The organism is Blautia sp. OF09-25XD, assembly GCF_003482095.1.
GTDB classification, from domain to species: domain Bacteria; phylum Bacillota; class Clostridia; order Lachnospirales; family Lachnospiraceae; genus Fusicatenibacter; species Fusicatenibacter saccharivorans.
Map to the genome: position 1 here is coordinate 322,441 of NZ_QUMG01000001.1, position 15,887 is coordinate 338,327.

At 50.4% G+C, this 15,887-nt stretch carries 13 protein-coding genes and 2 pseudogenes; 13 read left to right on the forward strand and 2 right to left on the reverse strand.

Annotated elements, in window-relative coordinates; translation table 11 throughout:
* The first annotated feature begins 1 nt into the window (after position 1).
* The 11 genes and pseudogenes from DXA93_RS01560 to hisI all read left to right on the forward strand — a co-directional run.
* Entirely contained in the window at positions 2–1,945 is a 1,944-nt protein-coding gene (locus tag DXA93_RS01560; protein WP_055218016.1) for a YgiQ family radical SAM protein, read from the forward strand.
* Positions 1,946–1,996: 51 nt separating this feature from the next.
* Positions 1,997–2,614 (forward strand): DUF4191 family protein, encoded by a 618-nt coding sequence (locus DXA93_RS01565; RefSeq protein ID WP_022461880.1) that lies wholly within the window; start codon positions 1,997–1,999, stop codon positions 2,612–2,614.
* 12 nt (positions 2,615–2,626) lie between these two features.
* Positions 2,627–3,613: an RluA family pseudouridine synthase gene (locus tag DXA93_RS01570; RefSeq protein WP_055218012.1), complete on the forward strand. Its 987-nt coding sequence runs from the start codon at positions 2,627–2,629 to the stop codon at positions 3,611–3,613.
* The gene (gene lepB / locus DXA93_RS01575) at positions 3,610–4,188 is read left to right on the forward strand and encodes a signal peptidase I (RefSeq protein ID WP_119207638.1); all 579 of its coding nucleotides are present in this window, start codon (positions 3,610–3,612) and stop codon (positions 4,186–4,188) included. Before DXA93_RS01570 ends, lepB begins: the two co-directional genes overlap by 4 nt.
* Before the next feature lie 25 nt (positions 4,189–4,213).
* A complete protein-coding gene (locus tag DXA93_RS01580; protein WP_117509155.1) occupies positions 4,214–4,762 on the forward strand; it encodes a Holliday junction resolvase RecU in 549 nt (182 codons plus the stop codon).
* A gap of 107 nt (positions 4,763–4,869) precedes the next feature.
* Positions 4,870–5,762, forward strand: a pseudogene (hisZ, locus tag DXA93_RS20400) (ATP phosphoribosyltransferase regulatory subunit); the annotation flags it as partial.
* Between the two features lie 51 nt (positions 5,763–5,813).
* The gene (locus tag DXA93_RS19200) at positions 5,814–6,110 is read left to right on the forward strand and encodes a hypothetical protein (protein ID WP_330427208.1); all 297 of its coding nucleotides are present in this window, start codon (positions 5,814–5,816) and stop codon (positions 6,108–6,110) included.
* Positions 6,111–6,131: 21 nt separating this feature from the next.
* Positions 6,132–6,770: an ATP phosphoribosyltransferase gene (gene hisG / locus DXA93_RS01590; protein WP_022461875.1), complete on the forward strand. Its 639-nt coding sequence runs from the start codon at positions 6,132–6,134 to the stop codon at positions 6,768–6,770.
* Positions 6,767–8,065, forward strand: coding sequence for a histidinol dehydrogenase (hisD, locus tag DXA93_RS01595; protein ID WP_118659159.1), 1,299 nt, complete (start codon positions 6,767–6,769; stop codon positions 8,063–8,065). The genes hisG and hisD overlap by 4 nt, the downstream gene beginning before the upstream one ends.
* A gap of 54 nt (positions 8,066–8,119) precedes the next feature.
* Positions 8,120–8,656: an imidazoleglycerol-phosphate dehydratase HisB gene (gene hisB / locus DXA93_RS01600; protein WP_243030477.1), complete on the forward strand. Its 537-nt coding sequence runs from the start codon at positions 8,120–8,122 to the stop codon at positions 8,654–8,656.
* Positions 8,657–8,711: 55 nt separating this feature from the next.
* Positions 8,712–9,023: pseudogene (hisI, locus tag DXA93_RS01605) on the forward strand (phosphoribosyl-AMP cyclohydrolase); the annotation flags it as partial.
* Positions 9,024–9,124: 101 nt separating this feature from the next.
* Here the strand turns inward: hisI and DXA93_RS01610 are convergent.
* On the reverse strand, positions 9,125–10,540 hold the full coding sequence (locus DXA93_RS01610) for an NCS2 family permease (protein WP_055265255.1): 1,416 nt from the start codon (positions 10,538–10,540) through the stop codon (positions 9,125–9,127).
* Positions 10,541–10,852: 312 nt separating this feature from the next.
* Between DXA93_RS01610 and DXA93_RS01615 the strand changes: the two genes are divergently transcribed.
* The gene (locus tag DXA93_RS01615; RefSeq protein WP_055265183.1) at positions 10,853–12,514 is read left to right on the forward strand and encodes a Na/Pi cotransporter family protein; all 1,662 of its coding nucleotides are present in this window, start codon (positions 10,853–10,855) and stop codon (positions 12,512–12,514) included.
* Between the two features lie 118 nt (positions 12,515–12,632).
* Here DXA93_RS01615 and DXA93_RS01620 read toward each other — a convergent pair whose 3' ends face one another.
* Positions 12,633–14,111 (reverse strand): S1C family serine protease, encoded by a 1,479-nt coding sequence (locus DXA93_RS01620; protein ID WP_118697230.1) that lies wholly within the window; start codon positions 14,109–14,111, stop codon positions 12,633–12,635.
* A 213-nt stretch (positions 14,112–14,324) separates the two neighbouring features.
* Here DXA93_RS01620 and DXA93_RS01625 point away from each other — a divergent pair, with 213 nt between their 5' ends.
* On the forward strand, positions 14,325–15,854 hold the full coding sequence (locus DXA93_RS01625) for an ASKHA domain-containing protein (RefSeq protein ID WP_119207639.1): 1,530 nt from the start codon (positions 14,325–14,327) through the stop codon (positions 15,852–15,854).
* The last annotated feature ends 33 nt before the right edge of the window (positions 15,855–15,887 follow it).

Consider the following 15,887-nt stretch of genomic DNA (forward strand, 5'->3'; position numbering starts at 1 on the left):
CATGCCTTTTTTACCAATTACAAGAGAAGAGATGAAGGAACGGGGAATCGAACAGTTTGACTTTGTCTATGTCATCGGAGATGCCTACGTGGACCATTCCTCGTTCGGACCGGCAATCATCAGCCGTGTGCTCGAGGCGAACGGCTATTCCGTCGGCATCATCTCACAGCCGGACTGGAAGGACGAGAACAGCATTTCGATTTTCGGTGAACCGCGTCTTGGCTTTCTTGTCTCTTCCGGAAATATGGATTCCATGGTCAACCATTATACCGTGGCGAAAAAGCACCGAAAAACAGATGCCTTTACGCCGGGCGGTGTCATGGGAAAACGGCCGGACCGCGCGGTTACCGTGTACGGCAATCTGATCCGGAGAACGTATAAACATACACCGATGATCCTCGGCGGCATCGAGGCATCACTCCGGCGCCTTTCGCATTACGATTACTGGTCTGACCAGGTGCGCCGCTCCGTCCTTCTCGATTCCGGTGCGGATCTGATTTCGTACGGAATGGGAGAACTTTCGATCGTAGCGATTGCAGATGCACTTGCGGCCGGCATTGACGTTCATGATATCACCTTTATTCCGGGAACCGTTTATCGGAGCAAAACGCTGGATCACCTGATTGACCCGGTGGTGCTGCCGTCATTCGAGGAGGTGCGGGAGAGCAAGCGGACGTATGCGGAGAGCTTTGCGATTCAGTATAAAAATACCGATGCCATCAATGCGAAGCCGATGGCAGAGCCGTATGAGGGCCAGGGCTACATTGTACAGAATCCGCCTTCCCGTCCTTTGACAGAGCAGGAGATGGATGATGTCTATGCGCTTCCATACATGCGCGCCTATCACCCAAGCTATGAAAAAGACGGCGGTGTGCCGGCGCTTGGGGAAATCAAATACAGTCTGACGAGCAACCGCGGCTGCTTTGGATCCTGCAGTTTCTGCGCGCTGACGTTCCACGAGGGACGCGTTGTGCAGACAAGAAGCCACGAATCCATTCTGGCGGAAGCGCGGCAGATGGTTCAGGAAAAAGAATTTAAAGGCTATATTCACGATGTCGGCGGCCCGACGGCGGATTTCCGCGGTCCGGCATGCAAAAAGCAGCTCACCAAAGGCGCCTGCCCGAACCGGAACTGTCTCTTCCCGGAGCCGTGTAAAAATATGGTGGCAGATCACAGAGATTATGTGAAGCTGCTGCGGGAATTAAAAGACATTCCGGGCGTGAAGAAAGTCTTTATCCGCTCCGGCATCCGTTTTGACTATGTCCTGGCCGATAAAGACCAGACGTTCCTTTCTGAGCTGGTAAAGGATCACGTCAGCGGTCAGCTCCGCGTTGCGCCGGAGCACGTTTCGAACCGTGTGCTTTCCTATATGGGAAAACCGCGCCACGAAGTATATCAGGAATTTATCCGCCGCTTCGATGCGTGCAACAAAAAGACGGGGAAGCAGCAGTACGCACTTCCGTATTTTATGTCGTCCCATCCGGGGTGTGACTTGGAGGATGCGGTGGAGCTTGCCGAGTACATCCGCGATATGGGATTTATCCCGGAGCAGGCACAGGACTTCTATCCGACGCCTTCCACACTTTCCACCTGTATGTACTATACCGGTCTTGACCCGCGGACGATGGATCCGGTTTACGTGCCGAAATCGCCGCATGAGAAGGCGATGCAGCGTGCGCTGATTCAGTACCGGAATCCGGAGAACTATGAGCTCGTCTGCGAGGCACTGCGCCGGACACACCGGGAGGATCTGATCGGATTCGGACCGAAATGTCTCGTACGGCCGAGAAAGATGGCCGGGGAGGCAGGAAAACCGTCAAGAGGAAAAGGGTCCAACGGAAAAGGCTTTGGCCAGAAGACGGCGAATGACCGTTCCGGACAGGGAAAAGCCAAAACAGGCGGACGGCCGAAAAAGACGCTCCGCAACGTGCACAAAAAGAAATAAACACGCAGAAGATGAGCGGGGATCTTATCGAAGAAGGGAAATGACAGAAGAATGAAGATCAGAAAAGGGGATTACGGCTATATCCGCCGGGAAAAGAAAAAAAGACTGCTTGTGACACTGGGACTGTTCGTCCTTCCGGCCATCGTTTTTATTGTCGGGCTTGTGCTTGCAGACGGAAACAAGAGCAACATTTTTACGGTTGTCGCCGTAGTAGGCTGTCTGCCGGGCTGCCGCGCCGCCGTCGGTTTTATCATGATGGTTATGCAAAAGCCAGTGGACAAAGCAGTGTACGATGCCATTGAGGCAAAAAAAGGAAAACTGCTGATGGGATATGAAATGTATATCACACAGGAAAAATCGAGTCTGATGATCGAAGCAGCGGCGTTCTGCGGTGAGGAGATCGCCTGCTACACCACGCGCGCCAAAGACCAGAAACAGATCGAGGACTGCACTACGTATCTGAACAAGATCATCCGTGCCAACGGCTACAAATGCCATGTGAAGATTTTTGATCGGGAAAAAGCATTTCTGGAGCGCCTCGATTCCCTGAACCGCAACTACGATGAGCTGGAAAAGAGCGCCAGTGAAAACTTCAAACCGGATGAGCGGTACCCGGATCTGTCCCGCACGGAACTGGTGAAACACACGATGCTGGCGCTGGCACTGTAGGAGACCATTGCTATGAGAGAACTGACCGTGACAGAAAAAGACTGCGCGCAGCAGCTCATCAAATATCTGTCCAAATATATGGAGGAGGCGCCAAAGAGTTTCTTCTATAAAATGCTGCGAAAGAAAAACATTGTGCTGAACCAGAAAAAGGCGGACGGCAGTGAAAAGCTGAAAACAGGCGATACGATCCGGCTGTATCTGGCGGAAGAGACCATCGAAAAATTTCGGAAAACACCGGAAAAACCGGCGGCTGGAAAACAGGTAAAGTATCCGAAGCTGGATATCGTCTATGAAGACGAAAAAGTAATTTTCCTGAACAAGCCGGCAGGTGTCCTCTCACAGAAGGCGAAAGAGACGGATGTGAGCCTTACCGAAGCGCTCGGCGCCTATCTTTCGGAAAAAAATGCCGGGGAGGAGACCATGTTCCGCGCCGGACTCTGCAATCGTCTGGACCGGAACACCAGCGGTCTGATTCTTGCCGGAAAAACCGTTGCGGCGACGCAGCAGCTTTCAGAACTGATCGCAGAGCGGGCTGTTGGAAAATACTATCTGGCGGTTGTAAAAGGAACCGTGACAGAGACAGAGCGGATCCGCGGATACCTCACAAAAAATGAGAGGACAAACCGTGTTTCGATTCAGCGAGAGCAGCAGGGAGATGCTGTTTACATAGAAACCGCATACCGGCCGCTCTGTGCCGGAAGAGGCTGTACGCTGCTGGAGGTTGAGCTGGTGACCGGAAAGAGCCATCAGATCCGCAGCCATCTCGCGAGCATCGGTCATCCGCTTGCGGGAGATACGAAATACGGGGATGCGGAGTTTAACCGCCGCTTCCGGGAAAAATACGGACTGAAATACCAACTTCTCCATTCGTGGAAGGCGGTATTTCCAGAGCTTACGGGCACCTTATCGGATCTGTCCGGAAAAACCTTTACAGCGCCCCTGCCATCATCCGTGCGCCGGATTTTACAGGGAGAACATTTGACGGGAGAAGGATTATGAGCCGAAAAGACAACGAAAAGAAAGAAACAAAACCAAGAAAAACGGAGGAGACGAGCATCGGACGGGAAATCTGGGAATATGTAAAAATGATCGCCATTGTCGTGGCAGTCGTTGTTTTTGTGGAGCAGGTCATTGTCATCAACGCAAGAATCCCATCTCCTTCCATGGAAAACACGATTATGACCGGAGACCAGATCTTCGGTAACCGCCTTGCTTATGTAAAGAGCGATCCGCAGCGGTATGACATCGTTATTTTCTATTATCCGGACGACGAGAAGCAGAAGTTTATCAAGCGCGTCATCGGACTGCCGGGAGAGACGGTTACGATCCGCGACGGAAAGGTGTATATCAACGATTCCACCGAGCCGCTGCGCGATGATTTCTGCCCGGAAACACCGGTCGGCGATTTCGGACCGTATGAGGTGCCGGAGGGCTGCTGCTTTATGCTCGGCGACAACCGGAACGTATCAAAGGATTCCCGCTACTGGCTGAATCCGTACGTAGAGAAAGACAAGATCATCGGCAAGGCCTTTCTGCGCTACTGGCCGCTGAACAAAATTTCTCTGATTGAATAAGAACAGAACGAAGACGAGGACAGGAATTATGGCATGGACATCGAGGGGACTCCGCGGATCAACGTTGGAGGAAATGATCAACCGCACAAACGAGCAGTACCGTGACAAGCATCTGGCACTGATCCAGAAGGTGCCGACGCCGATCACCCCGATCAAAATAGATAAGGAGAGCAGACACATCACGCTGGCTTATTTTGAAAAGAAGAGTACCGTTGATTACATCGGCGCTGTACAGGGCATTCCCGTCTGCTTCGATGCCAAAGAGTGCAAAACGGATTCCTTTCCGCTCGCAAACATCCACGAGCACCAGGTCACGTTTATGAAAGATTTCGAGCAGCAGGGGGGGATTTCCTTCCTGCTGCTGTATTTTACGGCGCGGGACGAATATTATTACCTGCGGTATGAGACGATGAAAACCTTCTGGGACCGCGGACAGAACGGCGGAAAGAAGCATTTTTCCTACACCGAGCTTGAAACGTCATTCTTCCTTCCCAGAACGGGAAGCAGCGTTCTCGTCCCGTACCTGAACGGAATCCAGAAGGATCTGGAGATACGGGATTCGAAAGCGGATTAAAATTTTGAGTTGACAGGGAAAATGTTTTCCGATATACTAACCATAGTTTTAAATTCAATATGGTAATATGGTAGTGAACTAAAGCGAAAAAGTGAGGACAACAAAACATGGATCGATTAATTCATACCCCGGAAGGCGTCCGGGATGTCTACAATCAGGAATGTACGAAAAAATTATACCTGGAGAATCAGATTGAGCAGGTATTTCATGCGTTTGGATATCAGGATATTGAAACACCGACGTTCGAGTTTTTTGATGTATTCGGAAGAGAAGTGGGAACAACACCGTCCCGCGAGCTCTACAAATTCTTTGACCGCGACGGCAACACCCTTGTGCTCCGTCCGGACTTTACCCCGTCGATTGCACGCGCAGCCTCCATGTATTTCATGGAAGAGACGATGCCGATCCGCCTTTGCTACAGAGGAAGCAGCTTCGTCAACAGCAGCAGCTATCAGGGCCGCTTAAAAGAGTCCACCCAGATGGGCGTCGAGCTCTTAAACGATGATTCCGCAATGGCAGACGCAGAGATCATTGCGATGACCGTAAAAGTTATGCTGGATGCCGGTCTTACCGATTTCCAGATCAGCATCGGCCACGTAGGTTTCTTCCAGGCGCTCTCCGAGGAGCTGCGCTCGCCGAGGATGTTCTGAACGAATTAAAAGAACTGATTTCCATTAAAAATCATTTTGGCGCCGAGGAGCTGCTGGCAAAACAGAACCTTCGAAGTGATCTGTTTGAAGCACTCCGTGATGTTCCGCAGCTGTTCGGAAATGCAGAGATTCTCGAAAAGGCAAAAGGCCTTACAAGAAATCCGGCGGCAAGAGAGGCACTCGATCGTCTGGCTACGATCTATGAGATCGTTAAAGATTACGGCTATGAAAAATACGTCTTCTTCGATCTCGGCCTTTTAAGCAAATTCCATTACTACACCGGTATTATTTTCCAGGCCTACACCTACGGCACCGGCGAGCCGATCGTAAAAGGCGGCCGCTACGATGCACTGCTGCAGCACTTCGGAAAGAAAGCGCCGGCGATCGGATTCTGTACTGTCATGGAATCTCTGATGAATGCACTGGAGCGCCAGAAAATTTCTCTTCCGATTGCCAATACGAAAACGATGCTGCTCTACCCGGATTTTCTTCAGCCGCTGGCCGTAAAACTTGCTAACGAGCACAGAAGCAAGGGCATGGATGTCGCGCTGGTCTGCTTTGCAAGGGACAAGGTTCTTGCAGATTATGAAGAATACGGCAGAAAGAACCAGTTCGGCGGCATTGTCTATATTCAGAAGAGCGATTCGGTGCTTGCTATCGATTTGTCGACAGGAGAAGTACAGCCGGTGGAGCTGTAGGAGAGGAAGGGTACGAAAAAGATGAGATATTTGACCATTGCACTGACAAAAGGACGCCTGGCGTACCAGACGCTGGAGCTGCTGGAAAAAGTCGGCATCACCTGCGATGAAATGAAAAATAAAGATACGAGAAAGCTGATTTTCACGGACGAAGAGCATAAGCTCCGTTTCTTCCTCGCCAAAGGTCCGGATGTGCCGACCTATGTGGAGTACGGCGCAGCGGATATCGGAATCGTCGGAAAGGACACGATTCTGGAGGAAGGAAGACGCCTCTACGAGGTATTGGACCTTGGCTACGGCAAGTGCCGCATGTGTGTCTGCGGACCGGAGTCCGCGCGTGAGCTGCTGCAGCACAACCAGCAGATCCGTGTGGCAACGAAGTACCCAAACATTGCCAAGGATTACTTCTACAACCGCAAGCACCAGACCGTTGAGATGATCAAGCTGAACGGCTCGATCGAGCTGGCACCGATTGTCGGACTTTCCGAAGTGATTGTGGATATTGTAGAGACAGGAAGCACTTTACGGGAAAACGGCCTGACCGTTCTCGAGGAGGTCTGCCCGCTGTCTGCGCGCATGGTTGTCAACCAGGTGAGCATGCGGATGGAAAATGAGAGAATTACCAAATTAATTCAGGATCTGAAAGGAGCACTGGTATGAGAATCGTAAAACTGACAAAAGAGACCACAGAAAATATTCTGGAGAATATGCTGAAACGAAGCCCGACACAGTACGGAACGTACGAGGCTTCCGTGCAGGAGATCATTGAGAATGTAAAAACAAGAAAAGACGCAGCCGTTTTCGAATATACCGAGAAATTCGACCACGCGGTACTCGATGCTTCTACCGTAGAAGTAACACAGGAAGAGATTGATGAGGCGTACAACATCGTAGATCCAGAGCTGATCGGTGTCATCCGCAGATCCATGAAAAATATCCGTGAGTTCCACGAAAAACAGAAACAGAACAGCTGGTTCACCTCTACCGAGAACGGAACGATGCTTGGCCAGAAGCTGACCGCCCTGAACCGTGTCGGCGTATACGTTCCGGGAGGAAAGGCAGCGTATCCGTCCTCTGTTCTGATGAACATTCTTCCGGCAAAAGTGGCAGGAGTCAAAGAAATCTGCATGACAACGCCGTGCGGCAGAGACGGAAAAGTCAACCCGGTTGTCCTTGCGGCAGCAAAAGAAGCCGGTGCGGACCGCGTCTTTAAAATCGGCGGTGCACAGGCAATTGCAGCCCTTGCTTACGGAACCGAGAGCATTCCAAAAGTCGATAAAATCGTAGGACCTGGAAACATCTACGTTGCCCTTGCAAAGAAAGCCGTATACGGAAATGTCAGCATCGACTCCATCGCAGGCCCAAGTGAGATTCTTGTCCTTGCTGATGAGACTGCAAATCCGCGGTTCGTGGCAGCCGATCTCTTAAGCCAGGCTGAGCATGATGAGCTTGCAAGTGCGATCCTCATTACCACCTCCCAGGAACTGGCAGAGAAGGTAAGTGAAGAGGTAAACGGTTTCTTAAAAGTCCTCTCCAGAAGCGACATCATCTCCAAATCACTGGACAACTTCGGCTACATCCTTGTCACCGATTCGCATCAGGAAGCGATCGACACCGTAGATGCCATCGCACCGGAGCACCTCGAGATCGTGACGAAGAACCCGTTTGAGGATATGATGAAGGTACATAACGCCGGTGCTATTTTCCTCGGCGAGAACTCCAGCGAGCCTCTCGGTGACTATTTTGCCGGCCCGAACCATATCCTGCCGACGAACGGAACCGCAAAATTCTTCTCCCCGCTGTCCGTAGACGATTTCGTGAAGAAATCCAGCATCATCTATTATTCCAGAGAAGCCCTTTCCGAGATCCACGAGGATATCGAGAGCTTTGCAAAATCAGAGAGCTTGACGGCACACGCCAATTCGATTGCCGTCCGTTTTGAGGGGGAAGAGTAAGTGGAGAACAGAACAGCCAGCGTAGAACGCGTGACAAAAGAAACAAAGATCCGCATGACATTAAATCTGGATGGAACGGGAAAGAGCGACATCCACACCGGCATCGGCTTTTTTGACCATATGCTCGACGGCTTTGCCCGCCACGGTCTTTTCGACCTTTCCGTTTCTGTAGATGGAGACCTTGATATAGACGGCCACCACACGATCGAGGACACCGGTATCGTGCTCGGAACTGCAATCCGCGAGGCAGTCGGCGACAAACAGGGCATCCGCCGCTACGGCGACAGAATCCTTCCGATGGACGAGACACTGGTGCTCTCGGCCGTTGACCTCTGCGGCAGACCGTATCTCTCTTTCCAGGCAGAATTTACGCGGGAGAAAGTAGGAGAGATGGAGACCGAGATGGTAAAAGAATTCTTCTACGCCGTTTCCTATGCGGCGCAGATGAATCTGCATATCAAAGTGCTTGACGGCGGAAATAACCACCACATCATCGAGGCGATGTTCAAAGCATTTGCGAAGGCACTCGATGAGGCAACTTCCTTCGATCCGAGAATTGCCGGCGTGCTCTCGACCAAGGGCAGCCTGTAAGAGCAGAAAAAGAGGAGAACAAGACATGAAACAAGCATTAAAATGTGATTTTACCTGGGCGGATTTTAAGACAAACAGCGACGGCATGGTTCCGGTTGTTGTACAGGATGCGGAAAATGACGAAGTGCTGATGCTCGCCTACATGAATGAAGAAGCGTTTGAGACGACACTGCGCCTTGGAAAAATGACGTACTGGAGCAGAAGCCGCAATGAGCTCTGGACGAAAGGACTGAGCTCCGGCCATGTGCAGTATGTAAAACAGCTTCTGATCGACTGCGACAACGATACAATCCTTGCCAAAGTAGAACAGGTCGGCGCAGCGTGCCACACCGGAAACCGCACCTGCTTTTACCGGACCCTGGCAGAATAAAAATTTTTGATTCAGAGCATAAAAAGAGCTCCTGTTTCACAGAATAAAATCTGTGGGACAGGAGCCTTTTTATGCGGTTCTGTATCGTTAAAAAGCCATTACAGAAGAAGGTATTTTAAGATAAACAGAACAGCCAGGATGTACATGATCACGCTGATCTTTTTTTCTTTTGCTTTTCCGCTCAGGATCTGGATTGCAACGTAGGAGATAACTCCCATGGCAATACCTTCGGAAATGCTGTAGAAGAACGGCATAGCTCCGATGCAGATGTAGCACGGAATCGCCTCGGAAAGATCGCTGAAATCAATGTTGACTACGTTGGTCAGCATGTAGAAGCCTACCACGATCAGTGCCGGAGCCGTTGCAAAGGACGGGATGGCAAGGAAGATCGGGGAGAGGAACAGAGCGAGGCCAAAGAGGATTGCAGTGGTAACAGCGGTAAGACCGGTACGGCCGCCTTCGGAAACGCCGGAAGCACTCTCAACGAAAGTCGTTGTGGTAGAAGTACCAAGAACAGCACCTGCGCAGGTAGCAACAGCATCTGCCATCAGCGCGCCCTTGATGCGCGGAAGTTTTCCGTTTTTGTCGAGCATGTTTGCCTTGGAAGATACACCGATCAGAGTTCCGATGGTATCAAACATATCGACAAACAGGAATGCAAACATGATCACGAAGAACTCGCCTGTTTTCAGAATGGAGAAATCCAGTTTTCCGAAAATCGGGGCAAGGCTTGGAATGGAAAGTCCGCTGGAAAAATCCGGGAACAGGCTGTAGAAGCCGTTTGCCGGGTTCGGAACGTAGAGACCGCATGCCTGGCAGATCATGCCGAGGATCCAGGTTGCAAGAATTCCCCAGAGGATGTTTCCTTTTACATTACGTACGACAAGAACGGCGGTGAAGATAACACCGATGACTGCGAGCAGAACGGTGATTCCGACATCGTTAAACGTTCCTGCCACATACTCGGTTCCGTTTAATGTGGCTGCAGACTGCAGGTTGGCATTGTAGGAAGACAGGGAATAGAGGCCTGCCACGGTTGAAGAGTTCGGCAGTACAATTTTTGCATTCTGAAGTCCGATGAATGCGATGAACAGACCGATGCCGACGCTGACTGCAGATTTCAGGCTGGCCGGAATGGAGTTGAAGATCGCCTCACGGACGTTGGTCAGAGAAAGTACAATAAAGATGATACCTTCTGCAAAAACGGCGGTCAGGGCTGCCTGCCAGCTATATCCGTAGCCGAGAACAACGGTGTAGGCGAAATAGGCGTTGAGGCCCATTCCTGGTGCCAGAGCGAATGGATAATTGGCGAAAAGTGCCATGAGCAGGGTGCCAAGGAAGGCTGCCAGAGCCGTTGCGGTAAAGACAGCGCCGTGGTCCATGCCGGTGGAGGAAAGGATGTTCGGGTTGACGGCAAGAATGTATGCCATCGTCATGAACGTGGTGACACCGGCGATGATCTCGGTTTTGACCGTTGTTCCATTTTCCCGCAGCTTGAATGTGTTTTCCATCAGCTTGCTAAACTTTTCCATAATTTTCTCTCCTTTTGAATTTTGTAGGCGGAAATGTCGCCTCATAATATGGAAACATCCTAAATGTTACAATATTATCAAGTAGAATGCAAGAAAGAAACGAAAAGAATCTGAAAATTTCTTGTCGAAATTTTTAATTTTTCTATAGACAAATGTCATGATTTCTTTTATGATAAAAAAGGTGTCTTGTAAAATCTGCGTTAAGTAAATGTAAAATATTGAGACCAAAACACGAAAATACTTTGACAGGGATTTTGAAAAGACATCAGAAAAAGACAAGGAAGAAAAAAGAATATGAGTGTAATAGTGTCTTTGATGGGCGGTCTGGGCTTCTTCTTATATGGAATGAAGCTGATGAGTGAAGGACTGCAGAAGGTTGCCGGATCCAAGATGAGAAGCATTCTGGAGGTATTTACGAAGAACCGTGTGATCGGTCTTCTGGTCGGTATTTTCTTTACCGCGCTGATTCAGTCCTCCAACGCTACAACCGTTATGGTGGTCAGCTTCGTAAACTCCGGTCTGATGAAACTGGCACAGGCTCCTGGAATTATCCTCGGAGCAAACATCGGTACGACAGTTACCGGACAGCTGATTGCGTTTGACCTTGCGGATATCGCGCCGCTGTTTGTCATCATCGGTGTTCTGATGGTTATGTTCGTAAAGAACAATCTGACGATCAGCCGTCTCGGCGAGGTTATCTTGGGATTTGGTATTCTGTTTATGGGTATCTCCGGTATCTCAGGAGCCCTGAACGAAGCAAAAGAGATCCCGGCAGTCGTCAACGCCCTCGGATCCCTGACGAATCCGTTTCTTGCGTTCTTAGTCGGCTGGGTGGCTACCGCGATTCTGCAGAGTAACTCTGCAACGGTCGGAATCATCATGCTTCTTGCAAGAGAGGGCCTGATGGGACTTCCGATCTGTCTGTTTATGATGCTTGGATGCAACATCGGATGTACGATGTCCGCGATTCTTGCCAGCTTCGGCTGCAAAAAAGATGCAAAACGTGCGGCATGTGTCCACCTGCTGTTCAACATCTCCGGAACGATTGTCTGCTCCATTATTTTCCTGCTGTTTGGAAAACAGGTAGTTGACTTCTTTATGGGTATTTCCGGAAACGAAGCAGGCCGTATGATCGCAAATGCAAACTCGATCATCAAAGTATGCCAGGTACTCCTGATGCTGCCGTTTACCCCGCTTCTGGTGAAGGCAACGTACTTTATCATCCGCGGAAATGACGAGGAAGACAAAAAGTTCGAGCTTGCCTACATCAGCTCGAAACATGCGATGTCCCCGACGACTGCAGTTCTGCAGGCTGTCCGTGAGATGGAGCGTATGGCACAGATGGCAGAGACCAACCTGATTCGCGCGATGAATACGCTGGTGACCCGCGATCAGAAAGAAATCGACGAGGTCTACCGTGTCGAGGAAAATATTAATTTCCTGAACAAAGAGATTACGAACTATCTGGTTCACTTAAATCAGGCATCGCTGCCGACATCAGACGTTATGCGCATCGGTGCGCTGTTCCATGTGGTCAATGATATCGAGCGGATTGGTGATCATGCCGAAAATGTCGCAGATTCTGCTGTGCAGATGACGAATGACAATGTGACCTTCAGCAAACAGGGCGAACTGGATCTTTCCGAGATGCTGGATATGGTATTAAAAATTCTCGATGAGTCGATCGAAATGTTTGCAAAGAATGATCTGCAGCACCTGCAGGAGATCATTGATATTGAAAATTCCATTGATCAGGAGGAGCGGGATCTGCAGCAGAAGCATGTAGAGCGTCTGACCCGCAACGAATGTACGCCGGAAGCCGGCATGATCTTCTCCGATCTTGTATCCGGACTCGAGCGTGTCGCGGACCATGCAACCAATATTGCATTCTCCATTCTGGATGAAGATCCGGAAGAGAAAGCAGCCCGCGAGGCAGTTGCAGGAGCAGAAAAATAAGAAATGGATTAAGAGAATAGGAGAAAGGCCCCGAAACATTGGAGTTATGTTTCGGGGCCTTTCTTTCATGCTTATGATGTTTTTTATTTATGGATTTCTTTCACGGGAGAGCGGGCAGTCAGATCGAAGGAGTAGCGGAGGTCAAGGTATTTCCACCCTCTGCAGAGCGGGATGAACCCGCATTCTGCTGGGAATCGCTCTGCTGATCATCTGAAGAGCTGGTGCTCGTTCCGAGGGTCAGGGAGAAGGTCTTTGTCTCATAGGATCCGTTGTCTGGAACCTGTACTTCCACCTCGACGGTTTCGCCGGCAGAGTAATACTGCAGCAGGGATTTCAGCTCGCTGGTGGAGGTGATGGAATGTCCGTCAAAGCTGGTCAGAACGTATCCGGATTTCAGACCTGCATTTTCAGCGGCACTGCCGGAGGTTACTTCGGAGATATAGATGCCGGCCGGCATATTGTATGCCTGCTGGATCTGGCTGCTGACATCGAGGCATTTGATGCCGATCGTTCCCTGATCTTCTGCGGCAACCTTTGTTCTGGTCTGCTCATTCATCAGATTTTCAATGATATCGGAAACACGGGAGACCGGGATTGCATAGCCCATGCCCTCTACCTCTGTAGAAGCAAGTTTTGCGGAGTTGATACCGATGACCTCTCCGTTCATGTTCAGAAGAGCGCCGCCGCTGTTGCCAGGGTTGATGGCTGCATCGGTCTGTAAGTAGGTCTTTCCGGTTGTATCGGTGGAAGAGGTATCTGCCGTTGTTCCATCGGAGCTTCCGTCAGAAGAGGAATCGCTGTCGATCACACGGTTTGCAGCACTGATGATACCGGTCGTAACGGACTGGCCGTAGCCGAGTGCGTTGCCGATCGCAACGACCTGCTCGCCGACCTCAACGGAATCAGAATCGCCCATCGTGGCAACAGCGATGCTGCTCATCGTGTCATCCGGGATCTCGGAGAGCGGAACGGCGATGACGGCAAGATCGTTATCGGCATCGGTACCTTTGATATTTGCCTTGCAGACCTGATTGTTTACAAAACTAACAGAAAGAGTATCGGCATCTTCTACTACATGGTTATTGGTGACGATCAGAAGCTCGGTGTCATTCTTTCCGATGATGATACCGGAACCGCAGCTTGTGGTCTCCTCGGTCTGCGGAGTCTGGGCACCGTAACCGAACATGCTGAAGTAGTTCTGTACTTCCTGTACGGACTGGTTTGTGATGGAGACGATCGACGGCATTGCGTTTTTCGCAATCGTGGAAACATCCATCGTTCCGGTAGAAGTGGAGCTTGAGGATGTGGCAGCGGCTTTTAAGAGGCTGCTGTTGGAAGTCGTCTGCTGTGCAGTGGTTGTTGTTGCAGTGGCTGTCGTGCTTCCGGCAAAGTGGTTGACTGCCTGGAAGGTACCGCCGGCAACACCGCCGAACAGAACTGCGCTTAAGGCGATGGCTCCGATTTTCTTTGCAAGCTTAGCAGCTTTTTTATTTTTGGAAGAAGGTTTCTTTCCGTTGAAGCTGTTCTGCTCTGCTGCCATCATGTTCTCATTATTGGTTTCGTTTTCGTTATTGTAGTTGTTTCTGTAGTCCATCATAATAAATACTTCCTTTCTGGTATCTGTATTTTAAACTGTGTTCCGGAATCAGCTTCCGGTTTTGTTTGCTTCCTTTTTTGTTTCTATGCTTTGCAGTATAATGGGAATCTGTGATGGAAATGTAGTAAAAATGTGAAAAAAATAAGTTCTCTGGAAAAGAGAAAAGTGCTACAATAAGAAACAGAAAAATGATCAGGAAATGAGGAAGTAATAATGAATAGAGGAATAACACAGAAACAGTATCTGAAGTTGGTCCCGCCGACGGAGGAGGACGCCCGCTCCAGCCAGATGCGGATACTGGATGCATTAAAAGAGAAAGGAATCACCGCATCATTTACCCTTCCAGCGCTGCAGAAACTGTATCCCATCTGCGATGAGGCAGACTATAACATAACGGTTTCCCTCGCATGGAATGGAAGCATCTGGCAGGCGGTTGATCTGGAAGCGGGCGATACAGCAGCAGAGCATTACGGCTATGCCGCTGATCTTGGAAGTACGACCGTCGTTGTGCGCCTGGTAAACTGCAGCGACGGTACTGTGCTTGCCGAGGAGAGCGAATACAACCGCCAGACTGCCTATGGAACCGATATTCTGACGAGAATCTTTGCCTGTAAGGATAAACCGGAGGTACTGCAGGACATCCGTGCGTGTACGATGGAGACATTTACACTGCTCTTTGAAAAACTTCGCCAAAAGACAGGAATTGCGCCGTCGGATGTTCTCTCAATGGTCGTATCCGGCAACACAACGATGATCCATTTCCTGCTGGGACTGGATCCGTTCTGCGTCTTTTCATCCCCGTACGCCGTGCGCGCGGACCGCGCCGGATTCCTTCCGGCGAAAGAGATGGGATTTCCCATGAAGGGATGTGTCTACTGCGTGCCGGGAAAATCCAATTACCTGGGCGGTGATATATTAAGCGGTATGATCGCAACGGAACTCTATAAAAAAGAAACGATCAGCGTCTTTTTTGATATCGGAACGAACGGCGAGCTTGTCGTCGGAAACCGGGAATTTCTGCTCTGCGGCGCAGGCGCTGCCGGTCCGGCACTCGAGGGCGGCGTGGTCAAAACCGGCATGCGAGCTGCAGAAGGCGCTGTTGATACGGTAAAAATAGAAGACGGGAAAATCCAGTGCCATGTAATCGGAGAGGGTAAGCCAAAGGGCATCTGCGGTTCCGGCATTATCGATCTGCTCGCGGAATTATTCCTAAATGGATGGATCAACCTGTTCGGCACCCTGCAGCCGGAGCGGTCCGAAAAGATCAAGGAAGACCCGGAGACGGGAGAGTGGTGCGTTGAATATAGTGAAGGGCTGTGCTTCTATCAGAGTGATATCGCCGAATTCCTTCGTACAAAGTCAGCGGCCTACACGATGGTTGAGTACATGATGCGTGAATCCGGCATTTCCATGGGAGAAATTGACCGGTTTTACGCGGCTGGTGCATTTGGAAAGCACGTTTCAAAGGAATCCGCCATCACGATCGGCATGTACCCGGATATGGATCGCAGCCGCCTGATCTGCGCCGGAAATACGTCGCTTGCGGGAGCAGAAAAAATCCTGCTGGATCGGACCTGCATCGACGATATTGACCGCATTCTGGACGAGATGGTCTACATCCAGTTCGGCCAGGTCGCCGCTTTCATCTCTATGATGAAAGCGGCCCAGGCAATCCCACACACGGATCTGGAGCTGTTTCCGAGTGTACAGAAGAAACTCGAAGAAAAACAAAAAGAGAAATAATGGCAATTGCTTGACCGCAGTCGAATTGTGTCA

Excerpts from the sequence above, each read along its gene's own strand:
- DXA93_RS01560 (WP_055218016.1), top strand. The coding sequence starts at position 2 with ATGCCTTTTTTACCAATTACAAGAGAAGAGATGAAGGAACGGGGAATC.
- DXA93_RS01565 (WP_022461880.1), top strand. The coding sequence starts at position 1,997 with ATGAAGATCAGAAAAGGGGATTACGGCTATATCCGCCGGGAAAAGAAA.
- DXA93_RS01570 (WP_055218012.1), top strand. The coding sequence starts at position 2,627 with ATGAGAGAACTGACCGTGACAGAAAAAGACTGCGCGCAGCAGCTCATC.
- lepB (WP_119207638.1), top strand. The coding sequence starts at position 3,610 with ATGAGCCGAAAAGACAACGAAAAGAAAGAAACAAAACCAAGAAAAACG.
- DXA93_RS19200 (WP_330427208.1), top strand. The coding sequence starts at position 5,814 with ATGGAATCTCTGATGAATGCACTGGAGCGCCAGAAAATTTCTCTTCCG.
- hisG (WP_022461875.1), top strand. The coding sequence starts at position 6,132 with ATGAGATATTTGACCATTGCACTGACAAAAGGACGCCTGGCGTACCAG.
- hisD (WP_118659159.1), top strand. The coding sequence starts at position 6,767 with ATGAGAATCGTAAAACTGACAAAAGAGACCACAGAAAATATTCTGGAG.
- hisB (WP_243030477.1), top strand. The coding sequence starts at position 8,120 with ATGACATTAAATCTGGATGGAACGGGAAAGAGCGACATCCACACCGGC.
- DXA93_RS01615 (WP_055265183.1), top strand. The coding sequence starts at position 10,853 with ATGAGTGTAATAGTGTCTTTGATGGGCGGTCTGGGCTTCTTCTTATAT.
- DXA93_RS01620 (WP_118697230.1), bottom strand. The coding sequence starts at position 14,111 with ATGATGGACTACAGAAACAACTACAATAACGAAAACGAAACCAATAAT.
- DXA93_RS01625 (WP_119207639.1), top strand. The coding sequence starts at position 14,325 with ATGAATAGAGGAATAACACAGAAACAGTATCTGAAGTTGGTCCCGCCG.